The 22,590-nt window shown below is 46.6% G+C and carries 21 protein-coding genes, 1 pseudogene and 1 riboswitch; of the genes and pseudogenes, 5 read left to right on the forward strand and 17 right to left on the reverse strand.

Annotated elements, in window-relative coordinates; genetic code table 11:
- Positions 1-40: 40 nt before the first annotated feature.
- The 5 genes and pseudogenes from cshA to HP398_RS19195 all read right to left on the reverse strand — a co-directional run.
- Positions 41-1,603 (reverse strand): degradosome RNA helicase CshA, encoded by a 1,563-nt coding sequence (gene cshA / locus HP398_RS19175; RefSeq protein ID WP_173623393.1) that lies wholly within the window; start codon positions 1,601-1,603, stop codon positions 41-43.
- Between the two features lie 252 nt (positions 1,604-1,855).
- Positions 1,856-2,713 carry a transporter substrate-binding domain-containing protein gene (locus tag HP398_RS19180; protein ID WP_017252534.1) on the reverse strand — a complete coding sequence of 286 codons (858 nt, stop codon included), beginning with the start codon at positions 2,711-2,713 and terminating at the stop codon, positions 1,856-1,858.
- Positions 2,714-2,828: 115 nt separating this feature from the next.
- Positions 2,829-4,802: a methyl-accepting chemotaxis protein gene (locus HP398_RS19185; RefSeq protein WP_017252535.1), complete on the reverse strand. Its 1,974-nt coding sequence runs from the start codon at positions 4,800-4,802 to the stop codon at positions 2,829-2,831.
- Positions 4,803-4,874: 72 nt separating this feature from the next.
- Positions 4,875-4,975: riboswitch (cyclic di-GMP riboswitch) on the reverse strand.
- 137 nt (positions 4,976-5,112) lie between these two features.
- Positions 5,113-6,741 carry a formate--tetrahydrofolate ligase gene (locus HP398_RS19190; protein ID WP_017252536.1) on the reverse strand — a complete coding sequence of 543 codons (1,629 nt, stop codon included), beginning with the start codon at positions 6,739-6,741 and terminating at the stop codon, positions 5,113-5,115.
- 147 nt (positions 6,742-6,888) lie between these two features.
- Positions 6,889-7,038 (reverse strand): annotated as a pseudogene (locus HP398_RS19195) (FAD-binding oxidoreductase); the annotation flags it as partial.
- Positions 7,039-7,129: 91 nt separating this feature from the next.
- Here HP398_RS19195 and HP398_RS19200 point away from each other — a divergent pair.
- Entirely contained in the window at positions 7,130-7,975 is an 846-nt protein-coding gene (locus HP398_RS19200) for a leucine-rich repeat domain-containing protein (protein ID WP_082192265.1), read from the forward strand.
- A 64-nt stretch (positions 7,976-8,039) separates the two neighbouring features.
- Here HP398_RS19200 and HP398_RS19205 read toward each other — a convergent pair whose 3' ends face one another.
- Complete coding sequence (locus tag HP398_RS19205; RefSeq protein ID WP_017252539.1) at positions 8,040-8,579, reverse strand: C39 family peptidase; 540 nt, start codon at positions 8,577-8,579, stop codon at positions 8,040-8,042.
- Between the two features lie 565 nt (positions 8,580-9,144).
- On the opposite strand from HP398_RS19205, the gene HP398_RS19210 reads away from it, so the two are divergent.
- The 3 genes from HP398_RS19210 to HP398_RS19220 all read left to right on the forward strand — a co-directional run bounded on the left by HP398_RS19210 (position 9,145) and on the right by HP398_RS19220 (position 11,233).
- Positions 9,145-9,681, forward strand: coding sequence for a hypothetical protein (locus HP398_RS19210; RefSeq protein ID WP_173623394.1), 537 nt, complete (start codon positions 9,145-9,147; stop codon positions 9,679-9,681).
- Between the two features lie 23 nt (positions 9,682-9,704).
- Positions 9,705-10,265 carry an N-acetylmuramoyl-L-alanine amidase family protein gene (locus tag HP398_RS19215; RefSeq protein ID WP_173623395.1) on the forward strand — a complete coding sequence of 187 codons (561 nt, stop codon included), beginning with the start codon at positions 9,705-9,707 and terminating at the stop codon, positions 10,263-10,265.
- A gap of 224 nt (positions 10,266-10,489) precedes the next feature.
- Complete coding sequence (locus HP398_RS19220) at positions 10,490-11,233, forward strand: hypothetical protein (RefSeq protein ID WP_017252541.1); 744 nt, start codon at positions 10,490-10,492, stop codon at positions 11,231-11,233.
- Positions 11,234-11,321: 88 nt separating this feature from the next.
- Here HP398_RS19220 and HP398_RS19225 read toward each other — a convergent pair whose 3' ends face one another.
- Positions 11,322-11,903 carry an N-acetylmuramoyl-L-alanine amidase family protein gene (locus tag HP398_RS19225; RefSeq protein ID WP_017252542.1) on the reverse strand — a complete coding sequence of 194 codons (582 nt, stop codon included), beginning with the start codon at positions 11,901-11,903 and terminating at the stop codon, positions 11,322-11,324.
- Positions 11,904-12,158: 255 nt separating this feature from the next.
- On the opposite strand from HP398_RS19225, the gene HP398_RS19230 reads away from it, so the two are divergent.
- On the forward strand, positions 12,159-12,506 hold the full coding sequence (locus HP398_RS19230; RefSeq protein WP_017252543.1) for a hypothetical protein: 348 nt from the start codon (positions 12,159-12,161) through the stop codon (positions 12,504-12,506).
- 56 nt (positions 12,507-12,562) lie between these two features.
- On the opposite strand, the gene HP398_RS30700 is transcribed toward HP398_RS19230, so the two are convergent.
- From HP398_RS30700 to HP398_RS19270, 10 genes are all read right to left on the reverse strand, one after another.
- Entirely contained in the window at positions 12,563-12,718 is a 156-nt protein-coding gene (locus HP398_RS30700) for a hypothetical protein (RefSeq protein WP_017252544.1), read from the reverse strand.
- Between the two features lie 204 nt (positions 12,719-12,922).
- Positions 12,923-14,287 carry an FAD-binding oxidoreductase gene (locus HP398_RS19235; RefSeq protein WP_173623396.1) on the reverse strand — a complete coding sequence of 455 codons (1,365 nt, stop codon included), beginning with the start codon at positions 14,285-14,287 and terminating at the stop codon, positions 12,923-12,925.
- 16 nt (positions 14,288-14,303) lie between these two features.
- Complete coding sequence (locus HP398_RS19240; RefSeq protein ID WP_017252546.1) at positions 14,304-15,578, reverse strand: TRAP transporter large permease; 1,275 nt, start codon at positions 15,576-15,578, stop codon at positions 14,304-14,306.
- A 7-nt stretch (positions 15,579-15,585) separates the two neighbouring features.
- Positions 15,586-16,053, reverse strand: a complete 468-nt coding sequence (locus HP398_RS19245; RefSeq protein ID WP_048035245.1) for a TRAP transporter small permease — start codon at positions 16,051-16,053, stop codon at positions 15,586-15,588.
- A 64-nt stretch (positions 16,054-16,117) separates the two neighbouring features.
- Positions 16,118-17,173 (reverse strand): TRAP transporter substrate-binding protein, encoded by a 1,056-nt coding sequence (locus HP398_RS19250; RefSeq protein ID WP_017252548.1) that lies wholly within the window; start codon positions 17,171-17,173, stop codon positions 16,118-16,120.
- A gap of 62 nt (positions 17,174-17,235) precedes the next feature.
- Complete coding sequence (locus HP398_RS19255) at positions 17,236-18,006, reverse strand: SDR family oxidoreductase (protein ID WP_173623397.1); 771 nt, start codon at positions 18,004-18,006, stop codon at positions 17,236-17,238.
- Positions 18,003-19,427 carry an aldehyde dehydrogenase family protein gene (locus HP398_RS19260; RefSeq protein ID WP_173623398.1) on the reverse strand — a complete coding sequence of 475 codons (1,425 nt, stop codon included), beginning with the start codon at positions 19,425-19,427 and terminating at the stop codon, positions 18,003-18,005. The genes HP398_RS19255 and HP398_RS19260 overlap by 4 nt, the downstream gene beginning before the upstream one ends.
- 20 nt (positions 19,428-19,447) lie before the next feature.
- Positions 19,448-20,524 (reverse strand): tartrate dehydrogenase, encoded by a 1,077-nt coding sequence (locus tag HP398_RS19265; RefSeq protein WP_017252551.1) that lies wholly within the window; start codon positions 20,522-20,524, stop codon positions 19,448-19,450.
- A gap of 44 nt (positions 20,525-20,568) precedes the next feature.
- On the reverse strand, positions 20,569-20,712 hold the full coding sequence (locus HP398_RS30705; RefSeq protein WP_217368784.1) for a hypothetical protein: 144 nt from the start codon (positions 20,710-20,712) through the stop codon (positions 20,569-20,571).
- Positions 20,713-20,743: 31 nt separating this feature from the next.
- Positions 20,744-22,477, reverse strand: coding sequence for a sigma-54-dependent Fis family transcriptional regulator (locus HP398_RS19270; RefSeq protein WP_173623399.1), 1,734 nt, complete (start codon positions 22,475-22,477; stop codon positions 20,744-20,746).
- Positions 22,478-22,590: the final 113 nt, after the last annotated feature.

The raw sequence follows: 22,590 nt of genomic DNA on the forward strand, positions 1-22,590 counted from the left end.
CAAGTGCACACCAGTCTTTGCTTACAATACCACTCGATTCTTAGCTGCGTGGTGAACGAGATTCGCCACCGCGTGGACGGGAGTCACCGCTGCGTGGACGAGAGTCACCGCTGCGTGGACGAGAGTCACCACTGCGCGGACGAGATTCGCCACTGCGTGGACGAGATTCGCCGCCGCGTGGACGATATTCGCCATTGCGTGGGCGAGATGGGCGCTTTCCGCCAAAACCGGAACCGGAACCGAAGCCACCTTTTCCTTTTGGAGGCAGCTTTTTCTTCCCTACACGAAGAGGAGCCTCTTCTGTCAGGCGAACAGGAGTCATATCTGGTTCTTTAGTCAACAGCTTGAGTGCTGCGGATACGAGTGTTACGGAATCGACATCCTCCAGCAATTGCTCTGCCAGTGTTTTATAAGCAGACAGATCGTCTCTTCCAGATGCTTCGAGAATTTTGTCTACCGTCATCTTTTGTTGACCTTCCAAAGCCTCAGCCATCGAAGGAACCGCACGGCGCTCCATGCGACGGTTTGTTGTACGCTCAATCAGACGCAGATGGTCGATTTCACGGGAAGTCACAAACGTGATTGCCAGACCTGTTTTACCAGCACGTCCCGTTCTACCGATACGGTGAACGTAGCTCTCGGAGTCTTGTGGAATATCAAAGTTAAATACATGCGTTACACCGCTGATGTCCAAGCCACGTGCAGCCACGTCAGTCGCTACCAGTACTTCGATCGTACCTTCCTTGAACTTGCGGAGCACGCTGTCGCGTTTCGCTTGGTTCAAGTCACCATGGATACCTTCTGCACCATAACCGCGCTTGGTCAGGGCTTCGGACAGCTCATCAACTCTGCGCTTGGTTCTACCAAAAATGATAGCCAACTCAGGGGAGTGAATATCCAGCAAACGGCACAGTACATCGAACTTCTGCTTTTCAGCTACTTCCATGTATTCCTGTGCAATGTTTGGCACGGTTACTTCTTTTGCTTTCACTTGAATAATGGTTGGTTCGTTCATGAACTGTTGTGCAATTTCTTGGATCGCTCTCGGCATCGTAGCAGAGAACAACAGGGTTTGACGATTGTCTGGAACCTCTTTCAAGATTTCCTTGATGTCGTCGATGAAACCCATGTTCAGCATTTCATCTGCTTCGTCCAAAATAACAACCTCAATGGCATCCAGACGAATGGTTTTTCTTCTCATGTGGTCCATGAAACGACCAGGTGTTGCTACGATGATTTGTGGACGTTTTTTCAACGCTTTGATTTGACGAGTGATGTCTTGACCACCATAGATTGGCAGTGCAGAGATGTTTTTAAATTGGGCAATTTTATTAATCTCTTCTGCAACCTGAACAGCCAGCTCACGTGTTGGAGTCAAAACAACCCCTTGAATATTTCCGCTTGTTTCATCCAAGCGTTCAATCAATGGAATACCGAATGCAGCTGTTTTACCAGTACCTGTTTGTGCCTGACCGATCAGGTCACGACCTTGCAGTGCTACAGGAACCGTTTGATCCTGAATCGCTGTAGCCTCTTCGAAGCCCATGTTGCTCAACGCTCTAACAATGGAGTGATGTAAGCCAAAATCATTAAAAGTCGCCAATGAATGTCAGTCTCCTTTATCAATACCTTCATCTATAAAATTCTCAAAAAAAAGGGCACTATTCCTTACGATCCGGAACATGCCCTTTTATCCCCGATTGTACGTAGCACCCTAAAGAACATAGCTGTAATCGTACCATGCAATGACTGAAAAAGCAAACTGCATATATACCCAAATTGCCTGATTTTGTGATGCTACCGTTTTTAAAAATAACAAAGCAGCCTAAGATCAGGCTGCTTGTCTGTTATCGGATTATTTTACCCATTTGTTGTAAAGCTCATCGAACTTGCCTTGCAGTTTCATCTCGTCCATCCACAGATCCAGGTAGTTAGCGAAGATGGTGTCTCCACGATGGATCATGTACGCTTTTTCACTCTTCGTGAACGGGTTGTCGGTCAGAGCTGGATACAGGCGGGAATCTGCTTTAGAATACACAATTGCTTCCAGCGTATCTGTGATCATCACATCGTACTTACCACTTGCTACCAGACCAGGAATGTCGAGGTTGTTTTGTTCAACTGTTACAGTTGCTTTTGTCAGATGCTCACGAACGAATTTTTCGTTGGTGCCACCTGGATTCACACCAATGCGCACCTCTGGCTTGTTGATGTCTGCTACACTCTTGTACTTGTCCTTGTCTTCTTTGCGGATGAGTGGAGCTTTACCGAACTGAATGTAAGGATCGCTCATGTGCGCTTTTTTCTGACGGTCTGTGTTGCGCGTAACGCCTCCGACAGCAATATCGAATTTATTTGCCAAGAGATCGTTCATCAGTGTTGGCCAAGATGTTTGGACAAAACGCGCCTCTACTCCCAGGCTTTTTGCGAATTCTTTCATCGCATCGATATCGTAACCTTCGAATTCGTTCGTTTTTGGATTCAAATATGTAAATGGTTTGTAGTCACCTGGAGTACCTACGAGGATATAGCCTCTCGCAATGATTTCGTCCAAACGAGACTCAAACTTCTTCGTTTGCGGTTTTTTAGCAGCTTCAGCAGCTACGGTTGGCACAGGCTTAACCGCCGTTGCGGCAAAAGCACCTGTTCCACCTGTCATGAGCATAGTTGCAGCGAGTGTGCTCGCCAAGATTGTTTTTGTAAATTTTTTCATCTGGTTTCTCCTCCTGTTAAACGGTATGAATTTAGTTATCAGAAACAAACTCCATCATCCCCTAATGGCATCCCCCCTTTCAAAGAAGAGGACTTACAACCTGTCGAGCTGCCTCTTACACAGTAAACCTACCAATTCCTTGCTGTAATTCTTCTGCCACTGCGTTCAAACGCTCGACAGACTGGCCAATTTCCTGGATGGCTTGAAGTTGCTCTTCGGTCGCCCTTGCCACTGTTTGCGCGTCGAGTGAAGCATGTTTTGCAATGTTATGCATTTCATCTACAGAAGCACTCACCTGTTGGGAGCCTGCTGACATTTGCTCAGATGCTGCGGATACTTCCAAAATGTGCGCAGCAACGTTACGGGAAGATTCCAAAATATGCCCGAAGATTTCGCGAACCTCTTCGACCAGTTGAATACCTTGCTGAGCGTTTTGATTGCCCGCGGTCATGACTTCTACCGCGTGACGAGTATCCTGCTGGATTTCTCCGATCAGCATTGCGATTTTGGATGCGGATTCTTCGGATTGATTCGCCAGTTTTTTCACCTCTCCGGCAACCACGGCAAACCCACGTCCATGCTCGCCGGCACGTGCTGCCTCAATCGAAGCGTTCAAGGCAAGCAAATTGATTTGCGAGGTTAACTGACTGATCGTATCGAGAATGCCTTCGATTTCTTTGGAACGATTGTTGAGCTGCTCGATGGCTACTGTCGCCTTCGATGTTCCCTCGCCAATGCTTCCCATCTGGCGAACTGCCTGCTCTACCACAGCAGTTCCTTGCTCTGCCTGCTCTGTTGCTACCTGGGCAGCCTCTGAAACATGTGCAGACGTCTCCGCGATTTTCACGATGCCTGCTGCCATATCATTCATTGACAACGCGACATCCTGCGAGCTGGTGGCCTGCGCCTCTGCTCCCTCAGAAATCTGTGCAATAGACAAACCGATTTGGTTGATGTTTTCCGTCGCTTGTTTAATACCTTCAGATACTTCCTGACTAAAACGCTGTACTTGATCAGACGACAGAGATACGTCTTCGATCAAATTTTTCAAGTGCGATACCGTCTGGTTAAAGTCACGTGACAGAACTGCAATCTCGTCTTTTCCCTCAACCGTTACTGTCTCTTTCAAGTTCCCCTGCGCCACTACATTTACTGCGTGATTCAGACGCTCAATTGGTTTCACCATGCGTACAGCCAAGAAATAAACGAGGACAACCCCAATCGCCAACACGATGAGGGAAATCACCATCAATCGGACTGACAATTGATCGACAGGCGCATGCAGCTCCGCTACGGGTGCAGTGATGTATAGGCCCCAGTTCAAACTGGTAGGAGCATAGGAAGCAAATCGCTCTACATTCTCGTATTTATATTGGGCGATTCCATGATTCCCTTGTTTGATATCTTCAAAAGCTGTCTGAAGCTCAAGAATACCCATGTCGAGAATCGATTCCTTCAGAATGTACTCGCTTTTCGGATGATAAATAAATGTTCCTGTTTTGCTTACTAAAAAGGCGTAACCAGCTTGGCCAAATTTCTCTTCGGACACCTTTTTTTGGATTTCATTGATAGGAATAGTAGAACCGATATAACCGTATTGACGATTGTCCTTCATCAATGGAACGACAAGAGTCACGATGTTATTCCCTGTTCGCTTTGAAATGACTGGCTCGGAGACAACAACCTTCCCTTCCCCTTTGCTGGCTTCCTTAATATGCGGACGATCCGAGATGTCAGTCACTTCTCCCTTGAAATTGATTACTTTCTTACCGCTTAAGTCATGCGAAAAGAAGAACGTCTCAAACTCGGGATTTTCCTTTTGAGCTTCTTGAATAAGTTTCAGGTCCTGTTCGACATTTTGATCAGCCGACATCAGCCCTCCCACCGCATCTACAATACTAATTTTTTCTTGAAAGAAACCATCGATACGTATCGAGAGATTGCTAGCTGACAACTCAGCTTCTTTGTCCAGACTGTCTGCCAAAAGATTGGAAGCACTCCAATAGCTTGCACCGCAAACCGTACCCAAACTAATAACCAACAGCAGGCACAAAACGATAATTAGCTTATTCTTCAAACTATTTTTCATACCGATTCACTTCTCCCTTCTGTTTTTTCAACAAAAAAAAGACTGCCCACCGACAGCCCATCATGACTACGGTATGGCAACCCGGCTGTCCTAGCTGCGAAAGTCATTTGACTTTCGTCCTTAGACCCGTGGCTTTGCGTCCCTGCCTTTCAACAGGTTTGCCTTTGTCATTCCTTGTTGTTTTTTCAGTTAAAGTCCACTTTTTTTCAATCTCACCTTTCATTTCCCATAACTTTTCGCTAATAAACCTCAAAATGGAAAAAAAGCTGACAACCTTTTACAGTTGTCAGCTTTTTGTCAAACTTTTTGATTAGCTTAATCCGATCACTTGCCCATCCTCGTCTACATATAACGATTCCGCAGCCGGCTTTTTCGGGAGGCCTGGCATTGTAACCAAGCTTCCGGTCAATGCGACGATAAAACCAGCTCCTGCTGATATGCGCACTTCGCTCACTTGGATTGTGAAGTCAACAGGTGCCCCCAATAGATCAGCACGATCCGTAAAGGAGTACGGTGTTTTTGCCATGCACACAGGCAGATGGGACATGCCCATTTCTTCTACCTTTTGCATTGTTTTCAATGCCAGCGGCGAAAAGACAACCCCTGATCCACGGTATACTTCTTTCACGACAGTCTCAATCTTGTCTTTAATGCTGAGGTCTTCCTCATACAAGAATCGGAAGGACGAAGGTCGCTCTGCTGCACGCGTCACTTTTTCAGCCAGCTCGACACCGCCAGCTCCTCCTTCTGCCCATACTTTGGAGAGTGCTGCTTCAGCTCCGGCGGCTTGGCATAGCGCAATGACGGCATCAATCTCTGCTTGGGTATCTGTCGCAAAATGATTGATGGCCACCACTGCTGGCACACCGAACTTCTGGAGGTTTTCCAGATGGCGCTTGACGTTTTCGAAGCCTTTTTCCAGAGCAGACAAATTCTCCACTGCCAGGTCAGGTACTTTTACCCCGCCGTTGAATTTCAAGGAGCGAACCGTAATGACCACGACAGCAGCCGATGGAGTCAGGCCTGCCTTTCTGCACTTGATGTCAAAAAACTTCTCCGCTCCCAGATCAGCACCAAAGCCCGCCTCTGTTACGACGTAATCCGCCAGCTTCAAGGCCATCTTGGTTCCGATCACGCTGCTACACCCATGCGCGATATTGGCAAAAGGTCCGCCGTGAATAATGACCGGAGTTCCCTCGATTGTCTGTACGAGATTGGGCTTAATCGCTTCCTTCAAGAGAACGCACATCGCATCGACCGCGTTGATTTCTTCTGCCCGTACAGGCTGATCATCGAAATCGTAGCCAATAATGATATGGTTCAACCGCTCGCGCAAGTCTGCCAGATTCTCACTCAAGCATAAAATCGCCATGATTTCTGACGCGGTCGTAATCATGAAGCCATCCTCACGCGTCATCCCATTGCCGTCACCCAGACCAACAACGATGTTACGCAATGCGCGGTCGTTCATGTCCATTGCCCGTTTCCATACGATTTTCTTTGGATTGAGCCCGCGCGGATTGCCATGGAAAATATGATTGTCGATCATCGCTGCCAACAAGTTATGTGCAGCTGTAATCGCATGAATGTCCCCTGTAAAATGCAGGTTAATTTCATCAGCCGGGAGAATTTGTGCTTGGCCACTTCCCGTTGCGCCTCCTTTGATCCCCATGCAAGGACCCAAGGACGGCTCGCGAAGCGCTGCCATTGTTTTCTTCCCGAGATAATTTAATGATTGTGACAGACCAATCGTCGTGAGCGTCTTCCCTGCTCCCGCCGGATTTGGGTTCATCGCTGTAACAAGAATCAGTTTGCCATCAGGGCGATCCTTCACTTGCTCCCATAGCTCATCTGATAGTTTGGCTTTATACTTTCCGTATAGCTCCAAATGCTGTTCTTCGATACCTGCACTCTTGGCAATTTCAACAATAGACTTCATACTTGCCTCCCTGCCACACCAGAATGTAATGCACCAGTTACCAATCTTCTACATTCTGCATTTTTCCTTTTTCTCCTCTCCTCTTCGACACATTACGCAAAAGAAAAAGCCCACATTCCGACAAACGTTCAGAATGCAGGCTCTCTGTTATTTCCCGAAAATTTTTCCCGGATTCAAAATACCGTTCGGGTCCATCACTTGTTTCATAGCTTGCATGACGTCCAGTGCTTCTCCGTGTTCCTTGCGCTGGTATTTGATTTTCCCGACACCCACACCATGTTCTCCGGTGCAGGCTCCTAGAATAAAAAAAGCGAGAAACCAATTTATGGAATCTAACGTCATACAGTTAATGACAGGATAGCCACTAGGATGTCCTGAAAAATGGGGGATGAATTTGAAAAAGCTTATAACTCTTTTGATCATTTTAGGTGTACTAACTGGATGCGAAGCCAACGAAACGAATTTGAATGAATTGCCGAAAGAACAATCCCAAGCGGAGAGTGTCTCCCCGTTATTATTAGAATCTTTATCTAAATCACTGAATAAGCAAAAGCAGGACATCAAAATGGAGGATTTATTCAATATCGAAGAACTCACATTAGATATAGATAATGTTCCTCTGGAACAAAGAGATGCACCGATTGATTTATCTGTCCTATCTAAAATGAAAAACCTTAAAACGCTATCTTTGAATAGAATCAATGTTAAAGATTATCTATTTCTAAAGGATTTAAGTGAACTAGAATATCTTTCAATCGCTGGTTTTCAGGAAGCTCAGTTACCTGTTTTAAATAACAGTAAACTAATAAGCCTCTCACTGAATGAGGGAGATTTATCAGATTTGAAAATGCTTGAGAATAGTAAATCTCTTCAGCACTTAACCATTCGAAATAATAAAATAACAGCTTTATCATCAATTAAACTACCCCATCTTACTTTCTTAGATGTATCAAATAATCCTATTAATTCGATGAATTTTGTAAAAGAACTACCGAATTTGGAACGTTTACAAATGATGAATGCTCCCATCACAGACATTACATCTATACAGTCTGTAACTAAATTAAATTATTTAGATATAAGAGGCACAAAGGTAACTTCTATAAAACCGTTACTCAGTCTTGATGAATTATCAATTCTGCTAGTTGATCGAAAAAGCATTAGCGACTTAGCTTTGCTGAAAAAAGAAATCAAAGTCGCTGAAAATGGCAATGAAATTAATGATGGAAATTAAGTTTTAAAAAGAGGCTGCCGAGGAAGTCGGCAGCCTCAACCTCTCTTAGACAAGGGAGGTTTCTTTATTTCGTGTAATAGTTGTAGTATTCAAATTCGCCACGTTGATCGATTACATCTTGAAGGTTTTTATTCTTTGAATTACCAGGATCATGAACGAGGAACATAGATGGTGTAATCAGCTCGAATCTCGGGAAGCCATCTACAACTTCTATAAGACCCGAAAATCCTCTGATTGCAACTGTATGATTAGGAACACGTACCATAAGCGGAATATCTTTGTTAATCACACAATCCATCATATCCTTTTTCAACTTTTCGAAGGTTCCGGTGAATTTCCCGCTGTATTTGTGACCATATTTTTTTTGTGCTACAGCCCAATCAAATGGACAATCAGCTCTTCCATTCACTGCTTTTAGCTGTTGCTGCAAGATCTCGGGATCGACTTTATTACCATAGAAAGCGAAAATCATAGCGGCGGATGTAATTACACACCCTTCAACTCTCATCGTATTACCGCAAGAAGTGTAGTTAGAACTCCATTTTTCATCAGCTTGACTCCAATACTGCATATCAAATACTTTTGAATATTGCTTAACTGCCATTTCATTTCCCCCTAATTTTTTGTAAGCAACTATGAATTTGAGTGTCATTGTTGCTTTCATCAATAAAGGAGAAAAATAGAGACCAAATACAACCAGTCTTTGAAAATTATTATAGAGCGGTGTACATGAAAAAGATCTAGTTAGACTTGCTCTAACTGGATATGCGAAATGTCATGAAGAAACCCTATCTGAGACTATCTTTTTCTGAAGAACTTCCAAATACTTTCGCTTATATTTATTTACCCCTTGTTGTGAAATGCCTAATTGCTGTGAACTCTATTATTAATTCATCATTCATAATTTTCACCGTCCCAACATACTAGGTAAATACAACAGGGAAAAAGCAACTATATTTCCATAAAAAATTACATTTTTAATCTCATTCTGGAAAAACGAGGAACGATAGTACGATTGATTGACCTGATTTTTTTGATTTGTGTTATAGAAGCCATCACTTTTCCAACTTATGGATTATATAAATTATGGTAAATTTGGCGTATGGTGGTTATGCATTTGGGTTCATCTTCTCTTCAATAACATAGATGGAATCATTGGAGGTTTAGAAATGAAAAAGAGATTAGTTCTGAGCATGTTTATCCTAATGGCTTTAGGAATGGTAGCTTGTTCTAATGACAGTAACGTAAAAACGTCTCAAGCTGAGATTGAAAAGTTACAAGCTGAAATAGCCCAATTAAAAAACACAAATAAAGAACTTGAAGCCTCTTTGGTTAAGGAAAAACAAAAAAACGAAACTAACGCTCAAATCTACCAAATTCGAGATATCGTTGATCTACAGATAAGAGAAATGTTTCGAGCCATGATGAAAGGTGAGACTGAAAAAGTTAAACAGTTTATTTCCAAAGAAGCTGCTGTAGAAGGAAAGCAATTTGTTTATAAAGCGAATAACGAGGTTATAAGTATTCCGTTCGTAACCGAAGGAAGCACTTTTCGTCAAAGGTCATTCGATATATATAAGGATGGACGCTTTATTACAAATTACGAAGTTTGGATAAACGATGAGACGTACTCTGGAACGCTGGAACTAATGTTCACAAAAGAAGATAAAGAATGGAAACTGAGTAGCCTGCAAGGGGATAGATAAATAATTTTTTTGAATTGAAGTTTTTGGTCGACCCAGGTCATGGCGGTTCAGACGTTGGAGCAATCGGCACTTTGAATGGCGAAGATGTTTACGAGAAAGACTTAGCCCTGTTGTTTGGACAGGCTGTTGCTGAGACCCTCGAAGATTTCGGCGCAACGGTTTACTTGACGCGGGATGATGATAGCAAGGTATCAATTGATGATCGCTGGAAACTGGGACAACAGAAAGATGTGGATGGTGTCATTAGCGTTCACTTTAATTCAGCAGGTTCCACAGCTAAGGGAACAGAATCCATCTATGCTGGAAACCGTTCGCAAGACAAAGGCTTTGCGCAAACCATTCAGCGAGAAGTGGTCAATTCCCTTGGTACACGAGACAGGGGAGTACTTAAAGATTCGGATACACCACGTGGATCACTAGGTGTTCTCCGTTATCCTTCTGGCGGTAACTACCCACGAGCACTGATTGAGGTTGAGTTCATTACTAATGAATCAGCCTTGGAAGACCTCGGTCCAACGTTGGATGAAGCAGCTGAAGATTTTGCTCGTGGTGTCCGTCGTGCAATGCTTGATTATTTCCAATAAAAGCAGCCGTTGATGTTTTGAAAAAGCCCTCAGATTTGAGGGTTTTTTTCGCATAAGAATAAGTATCATCATGCTCCCTGAGCCGCCTACAGGGGCTTCTCAAGGCTTCCTAGGCTCTTCCTTCTTCTCTGCGTTAGGGGGCAGAGGGAAACCTTTTTATGGAAATACACGTCTTATATTTGTCTTCATAATCACGCGTTTATTAAAAGAGGAGTTGATCGATTGTGCACACGATAAAATTTAGGGTGTATCTTTCTTTACTCACGTTGCTTTGTTTATCTCTCTTTGGATGCAATGAGAGAGTCATAGATCATCCAAATGGTTATGTTACATTTGTCGAAGAGAATCCTACGAATCTATTTGAAGATCAGTCCAATTTAGCTGAAATTCGTAGTCCAAAAAACTTTTCAGTCATTGAAGACAAAGTAATGACTATCCATTTTTATGGAGTGCCTGATTACTCCTACAACGTAACAGTACAAGACGATCTGAGTAATATATTGTTTCAGGAAGAAATAAAACCACAGGGTAAAATATTCCAATACATGAGAGAAATCACACTAGAAAAAATTCCCTCAACCTTGCATGGGAAAGTAATTGTATCTGCTAGGGTATCTTCTGAGGAAGCTAAAAATGCCTGGCATACAGAGCATGAAATAGCCTTTAAAACTAATAGTAACGACTGGCTAACCATAGATACCCCTGTTCCCTATACGAACATGCTGGTTGGTGAAGAGTTAGAAATTTCGGGAAGAGTGGGACATCCTGATACATTATCTTATTCTGTGAACGATGGTGTCCAAGATCTGATAACGGGTACGATCAAAGTAAATCAAGATGGAACTTTCCAAACTCGCATTCCGATAAATCAGTTACCTACTAATCACCTAAGTAAAGCTACATTGGCAATAGAAGATGCACAGAAAAATTTTGTCCTTCTTGATTTCTTTATTCGAGAAAAGCCATGAGGTTTGAAAAGGACTGTTTATTAAAAAGAGAAGCCCCTGGGGAGATCCTCCAGGGGCTTCTCTGATGCTATATTCTTTCTAGCATTTTTTATTCAAAATAATCTCGGATACCACGGTAGATACCGCCGGCCATGTCAATTTTGTTGTCGTAGTCAGCAATAAACGCATCGTCATCTGGATTGGACATGAAACCCAATTCAAGCAATGTTGCCGGCATATCAGTATCCCGCAGTACTTGGAAGTTGTCCTTTCTAATTCCTGTACTTCCCCATGTATCGAGGCCGGTATAATCTACGATTCTTGGAAGAATAGCTTCCGCTAGTGCTTTATCCTCGGATTTATAATAGTGTGCCGAGAGACCATTAGCGCTTGTATTGGTGCTACTGTTATGGTGGAGGGAAACAAAGATATCAGCGCCCCATTTATTTGCCATTTTGGCACGTTCATCTAAGCAAACTGGATCATCCGTTGTACGGCTCATCTTAACATTTGCACCAGCCTCTTCCAGGTACTCTACCAGGACTTCAGCGATTGAAAGGGCAGAACTTTTTTCATTTCCAGATTTTTTGCCAGAAGTACCTACAGCGTAAGTGCCACAACGATTTTTACCTTCAGAAGCTGTACCACCATGACCTGGATCAACGAAAATCTTTTTTCCACGCAAGCTCATATTTATTTCCCCTATCTAAATGTAATAAGCGACTTTGTTTGACCGGTCAATTTGTCGCTTTCATACATAAAGGAAAAAAACGAGGCCCTTTTACAACCAATGCCAAAAAAAATTTCTAATGTGATACGAAAACGTGATGAAATGACGTTTTATTATGTTTCTTAAGTAATCCATCCGAAAAAAGATGGAATATTTTATGAAAATCAGTTGTTTTTTACCTTCTTTTTTTACCTATAAGGTAGGACGGTGAAAAGCATGAACGATGAGTTATTAATAGAGAAGTGTAGAGGAGTTTTAAGAAGGATCGCTTGGCGATTGCAGTATCAAGCAAAGAAGATTTCCACCCGAGAGCTTCCGATCATAGAAAATGCCTGTGGGCAGAATCAAATGTCTTCTGTAGATGCTAAGTTGCATGTAGAAGAAATGTTGAATTCCCTTCCAGCTAAAGCAAGATTCATTATTGAGCAAGTAGTGATTCATGGCGTTCCAGAAGAAATAGTCGCACAGCATTTGGGTATATCTCAACAAGGAGTAAATAAATGCAAAAGGAAATATTTAGCGTTAATTCGGAAAAAATTAGAATCTGACTCGGCAAGAAGTTAAGTCGTAGGCCCTCCATAATGGTCTTACGCCTGTCAAGCAGACAGAACTAAAAAAGCCTAAGCAGCCAGTGTGATTCGGTATTCTACCTGCGCCTTTAGATAATCCCTTTCTTCCTCCACGGTAGCAAACTTGGTTCTTGGACGCCCAATAAAAGGGTTGTCATCAGAGTGATTTTTCCCTCGTTGATCCCCACCCCCTTCGCCACTGTTCATCTTTCTGACCCACTGCTTAACTTAGGTATTGCCAGGTATTCCCAATTCCTTCGCTATCGTTTGAATGTTTGACCTTTTTTAGCCATGATAAAATCCCCTCCAAGTAGAGTGTACCACCCACCGTTAGTGGGGCGGGCTTTTAACACTACCTACTCAAAGGGGATATTACCAATTCCGACAAACGTTCAGAATGCAGGCTCTCTGTTATTTCCCGAAAATTTTTCCCGGATTCAAAATTCCGTTCGGGTCCAGCACTTGCTTCATGGCTTGCATGACGTCCAGTGCATCTCCATGTTCCTTGCGCTGGTATTTGATTTTCCCCACACCCACACCATGCTCTCCGGTGCAGGTTCCTCCCCGACTCAATGCGTATTCCACCAGATGGGCATTTACTTCCTCGGCACGCGCCACTTCTTCGGGGTCATTCAGGTCGATCATCAGGATAGCGTGATAATTCCCATCCCCGACATGCCCTGCTATCGCTCCATCCAGCCCAGCGCGATCAATCGCTTGCCGCGCATCCACAACAGCTCCTGCCAGCTCAGAGATCGGCAAACAAACATCTGTCACCATCAGCTTTTTCCCGGGGGATTTGTGCAGGAAGGCATACGCCAGGTTATGACGAGCGTCCCAGAGCTGCGTCCGCGCCTTCGAATCGGTTTCAAAAAGAAACTGCGTGCAGCCATGTCCATCGGCGATGTTCTGCGCAAAGTCGATATCATACGCGAGACCTTGTTCACTGCCATGGAACTCGATAAACAGCGTCGGTGCTTCCGGGTAGCTCGTTTCCTTATACAGATTCACTTGCTGGATGGAACGTTCATCAACCAGCTCGATTCGCGCTACTTGAATACCCGCTCCGAGAATATCCACAACGGTATCGACGGCATCCTGAACAGAAGGGAAGCTGGCGCGCGCCGCCGTTGTCGCCTCAGGAATACCGTAGACACGCAAGGTCAGCTCTGTGAATACACCGAGCGTTCCCTCCGACCCGACAAACAGCCCCGTAAGATGGTAGCCTGAGGAGGATTTGGCTGTCATACTCCCTGTACGGATCATACGCCCATCCGCCGTCACCACTTCCAGATCGCGCACTTGATCACGCATCACGCCATAGCGGACAGAGGTTGTTCCACTGGCGTTTGTAGCCGCCATCCCACCCAAAGTCGCGTCCGCTCCAGGATCGACGGAGAAAAACAATCCGTGCTTTTTCAATTCTTTATTGAGCTGGGTACGCGTCACACCGGGCTGGACTCTTACGAGGAAATCCTTCGGTCGCACCTCCAGCACTTCGTTCATCAAGGAAAAATCCATACTAATACCGCCCGCATAAGGAATCGCGTGGCCTTCCAGACTGGTCCCCATGCCAAACGGCGTTACCGCAATGCGCTTTTCATTGGCCAGCTTCATGACGTGACTGACTTCCTCTGCCGTCTGCGGAAACACGACCACTTCCGGAAGATGCGGGGTATGGTACGATTCATCATGGCTGTGGTGCTCCAGTACTGTGGGGTTGGTCGATACTCGTTCTTCCCCCAGCAGTCCCACTAACGCTTGCTTGTAATCCACGTTGGTTCCCCCTCCGTTACTTGCTCAAGTTAACAAGGAATAAGCTGATTTCAGGAATGTAAGTGATGAGCATCAAGTCGACGATCATGATGACCAAAAACGGGATCACCGCTCGCTCAATCTCCGTATTCTGGAGCTTCGCAATATTTCCTGCTACCAACAAATTGATCCCAACCGGTGGAGTCAGCATACCAATCGCAGAGTTGACGACCATGATCACCCCGAATAGCACCGGATCAATGCCCAAAGAATTCGTGATCGGCAGCAGGATCGGTGTCAGGAGAATGATCGTAACCGCCGTTTCCATAAACGTCCCCAAAATGAGCAGCAAGATGTTAATAATGAGCAACGTGATGATCGTACTATCGGTAATCCCCAGCATGAATTGTGCAATTTCCTGCGGGATGTTTTCCCTCGTCATCAGGTAGCCAAATGCATTGGCGGTAGCGATAATCAGCATGATGACCGCTGTCATGCTGGCAGAACCCGCGAATATTTCCCCTAAGTCCTTCCACTTGATCTCCCGGTAGACGAAAAGACCGACGACCAGACCGTAAATCACGGCTACCACTGCCGCTTCTGTCGGAGTAAAGATAGCTCCGTATATACCACCAAGAATAATGATCGGCATGAGTATCGCCAAAATGGCGTCCTTGAATGCCTCCCATATCTCTTTGGGCGTATGCTTCTCTCCGCCACCCCAGCCGTTTTTCTTACTGATCCAATACGAGTACAGGATCAACGAAATCGCTACGAGAATGCCCGGCCCGATCCCGGCAATAAACAAGTCGCTAATCGAAGCACTCGCTGCTACCCCATATAAAACCATCGGCACACTCGGAGGGATCATGACACCGATCGTTCCACCTGTTGCATGCAAGGCCGCAGAAAACCGGACATCATACCCTTTTTTGACCATGTGCGGGATCAAAATTCCCCCTACTGCTGCTGTTGTCGCGGCAGAAGAACCCGATATCGCTGCAAAAAAGGTACACCCCATAACCGCCACGATTGCCAATCCTCCAGGCAGATTTCCGACAATCGTATTCGCAAAACGAATCAGCCTAGCCGAGATTCCGCCTGTTTCCATCAATTTTCCTGCCAAGAGGAAGAACGGGATCGCCATCAGCGGGAAGGAATCTGTCCCGTTGAACATTTTTTGAATGACAACCAGAAGAGGGATGTTTCCCTCCAGCATAAACACGACAACGACAGATAACCCCAGTGCCACCCCAATCGGTACGTTCAGGATCAGGAGCACCAACAGTGTTACAAACAAAATCGTACCCACAATCTGGTCACTCCTTCCCGGTAATGTCTTTCCATGTCACATGGATCACGTTCATGATGAGTAAGGCACCGCTGATCGGAATCACCATGTATACATACCCCATGGGAACGAGCAGAGTGGGTGAGGTTTGTGTCATGCTTCTCGCAGATAACAAGTAGCCTTGCTGAACCATGACGAGAAAGAAGACGAGACTACACAAAGCGGCAATAACCAGCACCACCTTGTTCATGCGAGGAGACAAGTACTTTTGAATGTATTCCGTACCGATGTGTGCTTTGATCGACATCGCGTATGCTGAGCCTAGAAACGTAATCCAGATTAGCAAATACCGAGCCAATTCCTCCGTCCAGGCCAAGGGCTGGTCGAGCAAAAAACGGAATAGCACCTGCAGGAAGACAGCGATCACCATAATAGCTAGAAGGGCAATGATGAAAAAACGAAGGATGCTGTTTATTTTGGAAACAAGGTTGCCCACACACAATCTCCTTTCGCAGGAAAAAGGGGAGAAAAGCCAGACTGGCTCGTCTCCCTTCTGCCGTTTATTTTGTATTTACAATTTGATCCACCAGCTCTTTGCCAAACTGCCCGGAAAATTTGTCGTAGACAGGCTTCATCGCATCGCGGAAAGCTTGCTTATCAACGTCCTCGGTAATGACTACACCTTTTGCTTTAATATTGGAAATGGCCTCTTCTTCCATCTTGATCATCAACTCGCGCTCATACTGACCCGCTTTTTTGGCTTCCTCTGCAAGAAGTTGCTGGACATCTGCCGGGAGCTTATCCCATACAGGCTTGCTGAACAAGATCATCGCCGCGGAGTACACATGTCCGGTCAAGGCCATTTGTGTTTGTTTGGATTCATATAGCTTGTAGGTCTGTGCGACAATCGCCGGATTTTCCTGGGCATCGACGACTCCTTGTTGCAGTGCCGTCAGTGCCTCTGTCCAAGCCATTGGGGTCGGCTTCGCTCCCAATGCTTCGAATGCAGCCAGATGGATCGGGTTTTCCTGCGTGCGTATCTTCAACCCTGCCACATCCTCTGGCTTCTTGATCACCTTCGAGCCGTTTGTAATATGGCGGAAGCCGTTTTCAGCCCAAGCCAGCCCGACCAGATTGGCGTTTTCCAAATCCTTGAGGATGTCCTGCCCGACTTGTCCGTCGAGTACCTTGTACGCCTGCTCACGGCTATCAAACAAGAATGGGAGATCCAACACACCCAGCTTCGGATGGAAGTTCATCACGGGCGCAGTCGAGGTAATCGACATATCCGCCGTTCCAAAGGTCAGCGCCTCTGTCAATTCACGCTCCGCTCCTAGCTGGCTCAGCGGATACACCTCGATTTTCACTTTTCCGTTCGATCGCTTGTCGACATCCTCGGCCATTTTTTTCAATGCCAAATGGTATGGATGATCCTCCGTCAGTGAATGCCCTGCTTTGAATACATAGCTTTGGCCGTCACTTTTCGGTGCTTCTGTCCCCCCGGCTTGTCCCGCAGGCGGGGCAGTCTGTTGACCGCCTCCTCCTCCACATGCCGCCAGAAATAAAGACACAGACATGATGCTCGCTAGCACGAAGCTCCCCTTCTTCCGAAACATGCGATAGTACCCCCTGTTGATTCTTTTGTTTTTTAAATAATATGAAAATTTAGTTCATTTTACTAGATCCCTCTTCCACCGTCTACATTCATGACCTCGCCCGTGACAATTTTGGATAGATCAGAAGCCAAATAGAGGGCCGCCTGCGCGATATCCTCTGGCTGAATCAACATGCCCAATGGAACACTGCTGATGAAAATATCTTTTTTCCCGGACTCTACCTCCGCTTCATCTCCATTGATAAACTTACCGAGCATCGGCGTCTCTGCCGGACCTGGATTGATGACATTGACCCGGATTTGAAAAGGAGCGAGCTCAATCGCCAGTGCCTTGCTCAACATGATAGCGGCCCCCTTGGACGCGCAATACGCATTCAGCCCCGGACGGGCGCGAATCCCGGCAATCGAAGCGATATTGATGATGCTGCCTTTCCCCTTCTCCTTCATGTGGGGAACCGCATGCCTTGTCGTCAAAAAGATCGACTTCGTGTTCACAGACATGATGCGATCCCACTGCTCCAAAGTCAGCTCCTCAATGGGGGTAAACGCTTGGGGAACACCCGCGCAGTTGACCAGGACATCAATCGATCCGTACACTTCGAGCGTTTCATTTACGAGTGCAGCAACGCTCGTATCGTCTGCCACATCCGTTTGCACCGCATGACCTTTCCCTTGTGGCAGCTCTTGAACGACCGCTACTGCCGCCTCTTTGTTCAAATCAGCCAGGATGACGTTGGCTCCCTCGTCCGCAAAAAGCTTCGCAATGGCCTTGCCCATTCCTGACGCGGCCCCTGTTACAATCGCCGTTTTTCCTTGCAGAAGTTGCCCGCTCATAGGTTGATCACCACCATTCGCTCTTCTGTCATCTCTTCGACTGCGTAACGCGGGCCTTCCTTGCCCAGTCCGCTGTTTTTAACTCCGCCGTATGGCATGACGTCATTACGATAGGTCGATACGTCGTTGATCACCACACCACCATACTCCAGCACCCGTGCCGCTTTCATCGCGATGTTCAAATCACGGGTAAAAATCCCCGCCTGCAAGCCGTACTCCGAATCGTTGGCTTGGGCAAACGCGTCATCGAGATTACTGTACGGAATGATCGTAACGACGGGCGCGAACACTTCCCGGCAAACCACCTTCATCTCTGGCCTTGTATCCACCAACACAGCCGGATAGAAGAGAGCTCCTTCCCGTTTGACAGGCAAGAGCGATCTGGCCCCTTGGCTAATCGCTTCCTGTACCCATTCCTCAGTACGACTCGCTTCTTTTTCACTGATCATCGGTCCGACATCCGTCTCCGGGTCTTCCGGGTTTCCTACCTTCAACTGATGGACATGTGAGATATACAAGTCACTGAACGCCTGCATAACCGATTCATGTACGTAAATGCGCTGGACAGCAATGCACGCCTGACCGGCATTGTGAAAGCTGCGGGCGGCTGTTTGACGGGCTGCCAGCTCCAAATCTGCATCGAGGTGCACGATATTGGGAGAGTTGTTGCCCAGCTCCAGCGCAACGGGACGCATGCCACTTCGCTCCTTGATGCGACGACCGACTTCTCCTGACCCGGTAAAGGTGTACATGGCAATGCGCTCTTCATCCAGCAGCCATTCCCCTACCTGACTGCCTGCCCCCGTCACGATATTTACATAGCCTTTTGGCAAGCCCGCTTCCTCCAGGATATCCACCAATAGAAAGGTTGCGATAGGCGTGACTGTAGCTGGTTTAACCACCAGCGTATTTCCTGCGGCTAGCGCTGGCGCAATCTTGTGCGTGCTGAGTAGCAAGGGGTAGTTAAACGGCGTAATGGCACCGATCACTCCCTTTGGCACCCGAATGGTAAAGCCCAAACGGTTTTCCGAGCCATCTGTTGCTTGCAGCGGAATCATTTCCCCGTGAATTTTCTTGGCTTCCTCTGCCGACAAGCGCAGTGTATTGATCGTCCGGTCCAGCTCATTCATCGCGTCCTTGCGCGTTTTGCCCACTTCGCGAATCAAGGATCGCTCCATCTCGTCCCGACGTTCCTCCATTAGCTCAGAGGCTTTCAGCAAGATTTTGTATCGTTGAAAAGGGGTCAATTTGTCTGCCTTAAACGTCTCCCACGCCGCATCTACTGCTTCTGTTACATGCTGCTGACAGGCCTTGGCAATACGTGCGATGCACTCGCCCGTATACTTGTGAAGGACGGGAATGTAGCTCTCGGCTTTCACCCATTCTCCACCGATGTACAAATCATACGATCTCGCTTCCATGTCCTCTTCCTCCCTTATATTTATCTCGTTGTTTGATAGATGTGGCGAACGATTTCGTCTCCCAATTCTTTTGTTGTCGCCGTCCCCCCAAGATCAGGAGTGAGCACCTTGCCATCTTGCAACACGTTTTCGATCGCGTTCATGATGACAGCACTGAGCTCTGGCAAATCGAGATGATCCATCATCATGGCGAGGCTCCATACTTGTGCGATCGGATTGGCGATTCCTTTCCCCGCGATATCTGGCGCAGAGCCGTGAATGGGCTCAAACATGGATGGATACTTGCGCTCCGGATTGATATTCGCGGACGGAGCCAAGCCCAACCCACCAACGATCGCCGCCCCGAGATCGGTCAAAATGTCTCCAAACAAATTGCTCGCGACAACGACGTCAAACGTTTCTGGTCGTGTGATGAAATACGCAGCAAGTGCGTCGATATGATACAGATTGGTCTGGATACCTGGGTATTCCTGACTGACTTCCTTTACGATCTCATCCCAAAATGGCATGGAGTGGTTAATGCCGTTGGACTTCGTAGCCGCGGTCACGCTCTTTTTCGAACGTTTTTCCGCTAGTGCGTAAGCGTATTTGAGGATGCGCTCTGTGCCGTACCGGGTAAATACATTGTTTTGCACCGCCATTTCGTACGGTGTACCCTGGTGCATGCGCCCACCCATGTTGGAGTACTCACCCTCTGTATTCTCCCGCACCACAACGAAATCGAGATCGGCATGACCCTTATAGCGAAGCGGACTTTCCAGACCTTTGAGCAGCTTGACCGGGCGAAGGTTCACATACTGCTGGAATGCTCGGCGAATCGGCAAGATCAACTCCCACACAGAGACATGATCAGGAACCTCGGGTGCCCCTATCGCACCAAGCAGAATCAAATCATAGTCTTTTAAAATAGGGAGTCCATTCTCCGGCATCATTTTACCGTGTTGGAGATAGTAGCTACAGTTCCAATCCATGACATCACGAGCAAACCGAATGCCGCCGTGACTCTCTTCTATGGCACCCAACACCTTCAGGCCTTCTTCCATGACCTCGGGACCGATTCCGTCTCCTGGAATTACTGCAATGGAATAGTGAAGCAACAGTCTCCCTCCTAAAAATCTAAATTTTTCGACTTTATGCAACACTATTCACTTGCATGATTAATGCCAAGCTCCGGATCATGCACCCTGACCGCATAAAAGTCTTTCTTCTGTTCCTCTCCATGCATCACTCGTCTGGTGACATGGCAAAACAACGCAACAAAATGTTGCAACACGCATTGCAACATTTGTTCTCGCCAAGCTATACCGTTTCATCCATTATGACTCTTCCTGATGGATCGGTTCCCCAATCTGGTATTCTTCTATTTTGCGGTACAAGGTATTTCGACCGATTTGCAGCATTTTGGCCGCCTTGCTGACATTACCGCCACTTTTTTCGAGTGCCTTTTCGATCGCTTTTCTCTCTGTTTCACGCAACGAAGGAATGGCTTGATCCGAAGACTCACGCGTATCGGCTTCCATCAATCCCTCCAGCTGGATGTGATCGCAATCAATGATGTCCCCCTCTGCCAAAAACACCGCTTGAATCAGCACGCCTTGCAGTTCCCGGATATTGCCCGGCCACGCATAAGCACACAGCTTATCCTGCGCCTCGGTGGTCAGTATGTACGGTTGTTCTGTGTCGATCTGCTGCAATAAATGCTCCGCCACCTGGATGATATCACTGCGCTTTTTCAACGACGGCAAATGAATGGAGACCCCTTTGAGCCGGTAGTACAGGTCAGCCCGAAAACGTCCCGCCTTGATCTCCTCTGACAGGTTTCGATGCGTAGCGGCAATGATCCGCGCATAAATGGGACGGGATTGATTGCTCCCCACCGGGGTGACGACCTTTTCCTGCAAAACACGCAGAAGTGCCGCTTGCGCACGCAAAGACATATCCCCGATCTCATCCAAAAAGATCGTGCCTTTTTTCGCCGCTTCAAACTTTCCGATTCTTCCTTCCCGATGTGCCCCTGTGAATGACCCACTTTCATATCCAAACAATTCGCTCTCGATCAAATTTTCTGGAATCGAACTGCAATTCACTGCGATAAAAGGCTCATGCGCGCGCGGACCTGTCTCATGGACCATTTGAGCGAACAGCTCTTTTCCCGTACCGCTTTCCCCCAAAATGATCACAGGAAAATCAACCTGTGCTGCCTTTTGTCCGAGCATCTTCGCCTGCAAGAAGAGCGGGCATGACCCAGCTAGACGCGGAAATGGTTTCAGCTGTGCTTTGGGTGCCGCAGACCAAAAGCGCAGGCGATGATCTTTCACATTGCGACTGGCACGCTCTTGCTCCGCACTTACTCTCGTTCCCAAGGCTTCCGCTCCGAGCTGCTGTTGCGCAGCCTCATTTAAGCCCACGATACGCTCGTCCCGATCCAAGCCGACGAGTGCCAGCTTTTCTCGACCGTCTCCTTGGCTTGATGAGGCTGGTAAGGCAATCACGCGCTCGGCATCTGATAACAAAAAGCGGTTTTGCAGAGCCTCTGCGATCATGCAAGCAATTGTTAGGGCAAACGGATGGGAATATTCTTTACGCGTACTAATGTCAATAATGCCCAACAGCTCACCCGCAGGTGAAAAAATAGGTGCCGCTGAGCATGTAAGAAAGCGATTTTCCAAAAAGTAGTGCTGCTCTCCCTGCACCTGAATCGGCTGTTGTGCGATTAGGGCTGTTCCAATCGCATTGGTTCCTTTGTAGTCTTCTGTCCAATTCGCTCCGATTTGTAGCTGTACTTTTTGTGCCTGGTTGGCGAAGACCGGGTCCCCGATCGTTTGAATAATATTTCCTTCCCGGTCAGACAAGAGTGCGATGTGCTCTGTCGATAACAAAAAGGGAGCAAGCTTGTTCAAAAGCGGGAGACTTTCACGAATCAGAGGGTGATTATCTTGAATGATTTCTTTGATTCGTCGGGCAGAAATGATTTGATCATTGGCCTTCTCCGTAACCTTGAGGTTCGATTCCTGACAGCGCTTCCAAGATTGCTGAACAATCGTCGACAACACGATTCCCTCCCCCAAAAATCATTCCTTCTCAGTATAACATGAGAGTCTTTGCTATAGAAAAAACCAGTCGAACCACGAGCACATTTGTCCGACAGATACCCACCCTTTTG

This window comes from Brevibacillus sp. HB1.4B, from assembly GCF_013284285.1.
Lineage (GTDB): Bacteria > Bacillota > Bacilli > Brevibacillales > Brevibacillaceae > Brevibacillus > Brevibacillus porteri.